This window comes from Streptomyces beijiangensis (assembly GCF_017315755.1).
Lineage (GTDB): Bacteria > Actinomycetota > Actinomycetes > Streptomycetales > Streptomycetaceae > Streptomyces > Streptomyces beijiangensis.
The window spans coordinates 1-5,583 of the sequence record NZ_JAFLRJ010000729.1 but is presented as its reverse complement, the minus strand read 5'-3'; the positions used below and the strand labels follow the sequence as shown (position 1 = coordinate 5,583).

Sequence of the window (5,583 nt, the reverse complement as noted above, 5' to 3'; positions counted from 1 at the left end):
GAAAGGGCCGTACAGCGCCCGACGTGCTCTCCTCGCGCGTCCGCCTCACCGAGCCGCTCGTCCGCCGCCCCGGCACCGGCGAACTCGCCCCGGCCACCTGGGAGGAGGCGCTCGGCACGATCGCCGGCGCGCTGCGCGGGACGCGCCGGCAGTACGGGGCCGACGCCGTGGGGGTCTTCGGCGGCGGGGGGCTCACCAATGAGAAGGCGTACGCACTCGGAAAGTTCGCCCGCGTCGCGCTCGCGACCTCGCAGATCGACTACAACGGACGCTTCTGCATGTCGTCGGCGGCCGCCGCGCACCAGAGGGCCTTCGGGCTCGACCGCGGGCTGCCCTTCCCGGTGGAGGACATCGAGCGCAGCGGCTGCGTCATCCTCGTCGGGTCCAATCCGGCCGAGACCATGCCGCCCGCGCTCCGATTCTTCACCCGGCTCAGGGAGAACGGCGGGAAGCTGATCGTCGTCGACCCGCGCCGCACCCGGACCGCCGACGAGGCGGATCTGCACCTCTCCCCGCGCCCGGGGACCGATCTCGCGCTGGCGCTGGGGCTGTTGCACCTGGTCGTCGCGGAAGGGCGTACGGACGAGGCGTTCATCGCCGAACGCACGACGGGCTGGGAGGAGGCGCGGGCCGCCGCCATGGCGCACTGGCCCGAGCAGGTGGAGCGCATCACGGGCGTCCCGGTGCCTCAACTACGGGCTGCTGCCCGGATGTTCTGCGAGGCCGGGAGCGGCATGGTGCTCACGGCACGCGGACCCGAGCAGCAGTCCAAGGGAACGGACACGGTCGGGGCGTGGATCAACCTCTGCCTCGCCACGGGCCGCGCGGGGCGCCCGTACTCCGGATACGGCTGTCTGACCGGCCAGGGAAACGGTCAGGGCGGGCGCGAACACGGCCAGAAGGCCGACCAGTTGCCCGGTTACCGGAAGATCGACGACCCGGCCGCCCGCAAGCACGTGGCCGAGGTCTGGGGCATCGATCCCGACTCGCTTCCCGGGCCGGGACGCAGCGCCTACGAACTGCTCGACGCGCTCGGCGGCGGCATCAAGTCCCTGCTGGTCATGGGCTCCAACCCGGTCGTCTCCGCGCCGCACGCCGCGCACATCGAGTCGCGGCTGCGCTCCCTGGACTTCCTGGCCGTCGCGGACGTGGTGCTCTCCGAGACGGCCGCGCTCGCCGATGTCGTCCTGCCGGTGACGCAGTGGGCCGAGGAGACGGGCACGACCACCAACCTGGAGGGGCGGGTGCTGCTGCGGAAGCGGGCGCTGAGTGCTCCGGAGGGCGTACGGAGTGATCTGGAGGTCCTGCACGGGCTGGCGGCGGCCCTCGGCCACGCGAAGGGGTTCCCGGCCGAACCGGCGGAAGTCTTCGAGGAGTTGAGGCGTGCCTCGGCGGGCGGGGCGGCCGACTACTCGGGGATCACGTACGAGCGCATCGAGGCGGAGGACGGGGTCTTCTGGCCGTGCCCGGCCGACGACCACCCCGGCACGCCCCGCCTCTTCCTGGACCGCTTCGCCACCCCGGACGGCCGCGCCCGCTTCGTCGCGGTCAGCCACCGGCCCGCCGCCGAGGAGCCGGACGCGGAGTACCCGCTGCTGCTGACTACGGGGCGGGTCGCGTCCCAGTACCAGTCGGGCGCGCAGACCCGCCGGGTGGACGCGCTCAACGCCGCCGCACCGGGCCCCTTCGTCGAACTCCACCCCCGGCTCGCGGAGCGCCTGGGGGTCGCGGAGGGCGACGCGCTCGCCGTCACCTCGCGGCGGGGACGGGCTGTGGCGCCGGCGCGGATCACGGGGACGATCAGGGCCGACACGGTCTTCATGCCGTTCCACTGGCCGGGCGAGGGCAGGGCCAACACCCTGACCAATCCGGCGCTTGACCCGACGTCGCGCATGCCGGAGTTCAAGGTGTGCGCGGTACGGGTCGAGCCCGCCCACTGAGGCCCGCCAGCTGAGGCCCGCCCACTGAGGCCTGCCTACTGAGGGCCGCCGCCCCCACCGGCGCCGGTCGCCTCCGTGTCGGGGTCGAGGCCGACCAGCAGGACACCGGTGTACCCGTTGTCGGTGTCGCCGGTGACGGCCATCAGGCCGTCCACGGAGCCGTCGCCGCCGTAGACCATGTCGTCGTCGAGCAGGGTGCGGTTGCCTGTGTGCTGGGAGTACGGCTTCAGCTTGTAGACGGCGTCGCCGTACTTGTCGTCGAAGAAGAGCTGCCCGGTGTGGTTCACCTTGCCGCCCTCATAGGTGTCGCCCTGCTTCTTGCCGCCGGTGTGCACCTTGACGTGGATATGGGTGACACGGGGCGTGTACCAGCCGGGGAAGATCGTCTTGATCGTCACGATGCCGTCGGCGTCCGTCATCTGGTAGCCGCGCAGAAACGTCTTGTCGTTGGCCCCGCTGGTGTCCTCGCTCTCGTCGGGGCCGCTGCCGCCGGGGTTGGTGGTGGTGAACCCGGAGTAGTAGCCCCAGGCGTCGCAGTGCCAGATCTCGACGGCCGCGTCGGCCACCGGGGCGCAGGACCCGGTGGTGTCCTGCACCGTCAGCCGGACGGTGAGCGGGACGCCCTCCTTGCCCTCGGTGATGTCCTCACGGAACAGCGCGCCGTCCAGGTAGTACGGACCTTCGGTGACGTTCGCGGTGAGGACGCACGTGCCGGTCGCGGTGGCGGACGGGGAGGCGGACGGGGAGGCGGACGCCGAGGGCGAGGACGACGGGGTGGGAGAGCCGGACGCGGAGGCGGTGGAAGTGGAATCCGAGTCGGAGGAGCAGCCGACGAGCCCGAGACCGGCGGTCCCGGCCAGTGCGCCGCCCAGTGCCAGCACACGCCGCCGGTCGAATTCGCGCTGTTCAGTCATGGCCCGGACCCTAGGACGCACGGCAGCCTCCGCGGCCGTGACCCGCTACCGGACCGCCAAGACCGCCCGACCGGCTCAGTCCCGCCAGTCGCCCCCGGGAATCGGATGCCCGCCGCTCCGCAGCCGACGGGCCTCCGCACCGGTGATCACGTACACCCAGGCGCGCACCGGGGTGCCGTCGGCGCGCAGCACGTCTCGGGCCACGCGGTCGTACTCGTCCTCCAGCCGGTCCAGTTCGTCCAGGAGCCGGGGGTACGCGCCGGGTCCGGCGGTGACCAGTTCACCGACGGACGTCCCCGGCGCCTCGATCGCGTACGGGTAGCCGGGGCCCTGGTAGAGCACCAGGCCCGGCAGGCTCGCGGGCTCCTCGGACGCCGTGCGGCCGCGCAGGAAGAGGTCGTGGTTGCGCTCGCCGGGGCGCAGGGTCCCGTACACGAAGAAGGGGAGTTCCTGCTCCGGCATCAGCCCCTCGTCGCCTCCGTCGGCGGCGGACTCGATCCTCGTCATACGGTGATTATCGCGGCCGCTCAACCTCCGTACGCACGAACCGACTTGGCGTCGCGCAACGCCAGTGCCCACCAGGCCAGCTGGTCGATCAGCACCTTCGCGGCCCCGTTGGGCGCCTCAGGGTCCTTGTGCGCGCCGTCGGCGTCGAAGTGCCCGCGCGCGTTGTGGAAGCTGACCGTCTCGCGGACCGTGACGGCGTGCATCTCGGCGAAGACCTGGCGCAGCTGCTCGACGGCGCGCAGACCGCCCGACATCCCTCCGTACGAGACGAAGGCGACCGGCTTTGCCTGCCACTGCGTGAAGTGCCAGTCGATGAGGCTCTTGAGGGACGCGGGGAAGGAGTGGTTGTACTCGGGGGTGATGACCACGAACGCCTCGGCGGACTCCAGTTGAGGTGTGACGCGGGCCAGCACGGTCCCGACCTCGGGAGCCGGTTCGTAGGAGAGGGCGGTCGGCAGGTCGGCCTCGGCCAGGTCGAGCACGGTGATGTCGAGGTCGTCTCGGAGCCGGGCGCGTTCGAGGAACCAGCCGGCAATGGTGTCGGCGAAGCGGCCGTGGCGGTTGCTGGCGACGATGACGGTGAGCCGCAGGGGCGGCGTGTTGAGGTCCATGCGAAGAGCGTCATATGTCAACCAAGGTTGAGGTCAAGCGGGCCGCGCGGAACGTACGGTGGCCGCATGCATATCGAGATCGACGGCCGCCCCGTCCCCGCCGAAGACCCCCTGGTCGTCCCCGCGTTCTTCACCTACGGCCACTTCACGGCGATGCAGGTGCGCGAAGGCTGCGCACGCGGACTCGCCCTGCACCTCGCCCGCCTGGACTCCGCGACCCGCGAACTCTTCGGCTCGGGCCTGGACGGCGGCCATGTGCGGCAGCTGGTGCGCGGGGCGCTGGAGCGCGCGGGTGTACGGGACGCCTCGACGCGCGTGTACGTGTACTGGGCCCCGGACGCCGAAGCGGCGACCCTGGCCGTCACGGTGCGGCCCCCCGCGGTGATGGCGGAGGCGCCGAAGAGCCTGATGTCGGTCCCGTACGAGCGACCCGTCGCCCACATCAAGCACCTGGGCGGCTTCGCCCAGACCTACTACGGCCGGGCGGCGGTCGACGCGGGCTTCGACGACGCGCTGCTGACCGGCCCTGGCGGAGTGGTCGCGGAGGGCGCCATCACCAACATCGCGTTCTGGGACGGCGAATCGGTGGTCTGGCCGGACGCCCCCGCGCTGCTCGGCATCACGATGGCACTGCTGGAACCGCGGCTTCCGTCGGTACGGCGCCGGGTGACCCTGGAAGGACTGGGCGCGTACCGGGCGGCCTTCATCACCAACTCGCAGGGGATCGCGCCGGTGCGGCGGATCGACGCGACGGAGTTCGCGGTGGACGAGGCGCTGATGAAGACGGTAGCGGAGGTGTACGCGACCGCGCCGTGGGACGAGATCTGAGGGAGGTGCAGTGAGGTACAGGGGAGGTGGTCAGCCCGTCCACTGGTCGAACGCCAGCTTGGCGACCAGGGAGAACACCACCACCAGCAGAACGCCGCGCACGAACTCGCTGCCCTTGCGCAGCGCCATGCGCGCGCCCAGCGTGCCGCCCGCCAGGTTGAACACCGCCATGATCGCGGCCAGCTGCCACATCACCACGCCCTGGTACGCGAACATCGCGAGCGCGCCCGCGTTCGTGCAGACGTTGACGATCTTGGCGGTCGCCGAGGCCGTCACCAGGTCCAGGTGGAGCACCGCCGTCAGCGCCAGCACGAGGAAGGTGCCGGTCCCGGGTCCGAACAGCCCGTCGTAGAAGCCGATCCCGCCGCCGACCAGCACGATCGCCGTGGCGATACGGGCCCGGGTGACGGGTGTGGTGTCCTGCTGCGCCCTGCCGAACGCCGGGCGCAGCATCACGAAGGCCGCGACACCGAGCAGCACCACCATGATCACGGGGCGCAGGACCGCGCTGCTGATGCCCGCCGCGAAGAAGGCCCCGGTCATGGAGCCGGCGAGGGCCGCGAGTCCTATGCGTACCGCCATCCGCACGTCGACCGGCGCCTTGCGCAGATACGTCACCGCCGCGCCCGTGGTGCCGACGATGGACACCGCCTTGTTGGTCCCCAGGATGTGCACGGCCTGGACCTGCGGCAGTCCGAGGAGGAGGGCGGGCAGGAGAAGCAGGCCGCCGCCGCCCACCACGGCGTCGATCCAGCCGGCCGCGGCGGCGGCCAGGCAGAGGGC

6 protein-coding genes are annotated in these 5,583 nt (G+C 71.8%); 2 read left to right on the top strand and 4 right to left on the bottom strand.

The window, feature by feature from the left end; genetic code table 11:
• Nucleotides 1–1,940: molybdopterin oxidoreductase family protein (locus J0695_RS38725; protein ID WP_206969545.1), on the top strand; the 1,940-nt coding region annotated here is incomplete at its 5' end.
• A gap of 35 nt (nt 1,941–1,975) precedes the next feature.
• Here the strand turns inward: J0695_RS38725 and J0695_RS38720 are convergent.
• The 3 genes from J0695_RS38720 to J0695_RS38710 all read right to left on the bottom strand — a co-directional run bounded on the left by J0695_RS38720 (nt 1,976) and on the right by J0695_RS38710 (nt 3,972).
• Nucleotides 1,976–2,854 carry an intradiol ring-cleavage dioxygenase gene (locus tag J0695_RS38720; protein WP_206969543.1) on the bottom strand — a complete coding sequence of 293 codons (879 nt, stop codon included), beginning with the start codon at nt 2,852–2,854 and terminating at the stop codon, nt 1,976–1,978.
• A gap of 75 nt (nt 2,855–2,929) precedes the next feature.
• Nucleotides 2,930–3,361, bottom strand: coding sequence for a gamma-glutamylcyclotransferase family protein (locus J0695_RS38715; RefSeq protein WP_206969541.1), 432 nt, complete (start codon nt 3,359–3,361; stop codon nt 2,930–2,932).
• Between the two features lie 20 nt (nt 3,362–3,381).
• Nucleotides 3,382–3,972 (bottom strand): NADPH-dependent FMN reductase, encoded by a 591-nt coding sequence (locus J0695_RS38710; protein WP_206969540.1) that lies wholly within the window; start codon nt 3,970–3,972, stop codon nt 3,382–3,384.
• Between the two features lie 66 nt (nt 3,973–4,038).
• Between J0695_RS38710 and J0695_RS38705 the strand changes: the two genes are divergently transcribed.
• On the top strand, nt 4,039–4,800 hold the full coding sequence (locus tag J0695_RS38705) for an aminotransferase class IV (RefSeq protein ID WP_206969539.1): 762 nt from the start codon (nt 4,039–4,041) through the stop codon (nt 4,798–4,800).
• 30 nt (nt 4,801–4,830) lie between these two features.
• Here J0695_RS38705 and J0695_RS38700 read toward each other — a convergent pair.
• The coding region (locus tag J0695_RS38700) for a sulfite exporter TauE/SafE family protein (RefSeq protein ID WP_206969538.1) at nt 4,831–5,583 on the bottom strand (753 nt) is incomplete at its 5' end.

Coding starts and splice junctions, on each gene's coding strand:
- J0695_RS38710 (WP_206969540.1), bottom strand. CDS start 3,972: ATGGACCTCAACACGCCGCCCCTGCGGCTCACCGTCATCGTCGCCAGC.
- J0695_RS38720 (WP_206969543.1), bottom strand. CDS start 2,854: ATGACTGAACAGCGCGAATTCGACCGGCGGCGTGTGCTGGCACTGGGC.
- J0695_RS38705 (WP_206969539.1), top strand. CDS start 4,039: ATGCATATCGAGATCGACGGCCGCCCCGTCCCCGCCGAAGACCCCCTG.
- J0695_RS38715 (WP_206969541.1), bottom strand. CDS start 3,361: ATGACGAGGATCGAGTCCGCCGCCGACGGAGGCGACGAGGGGCTGATG.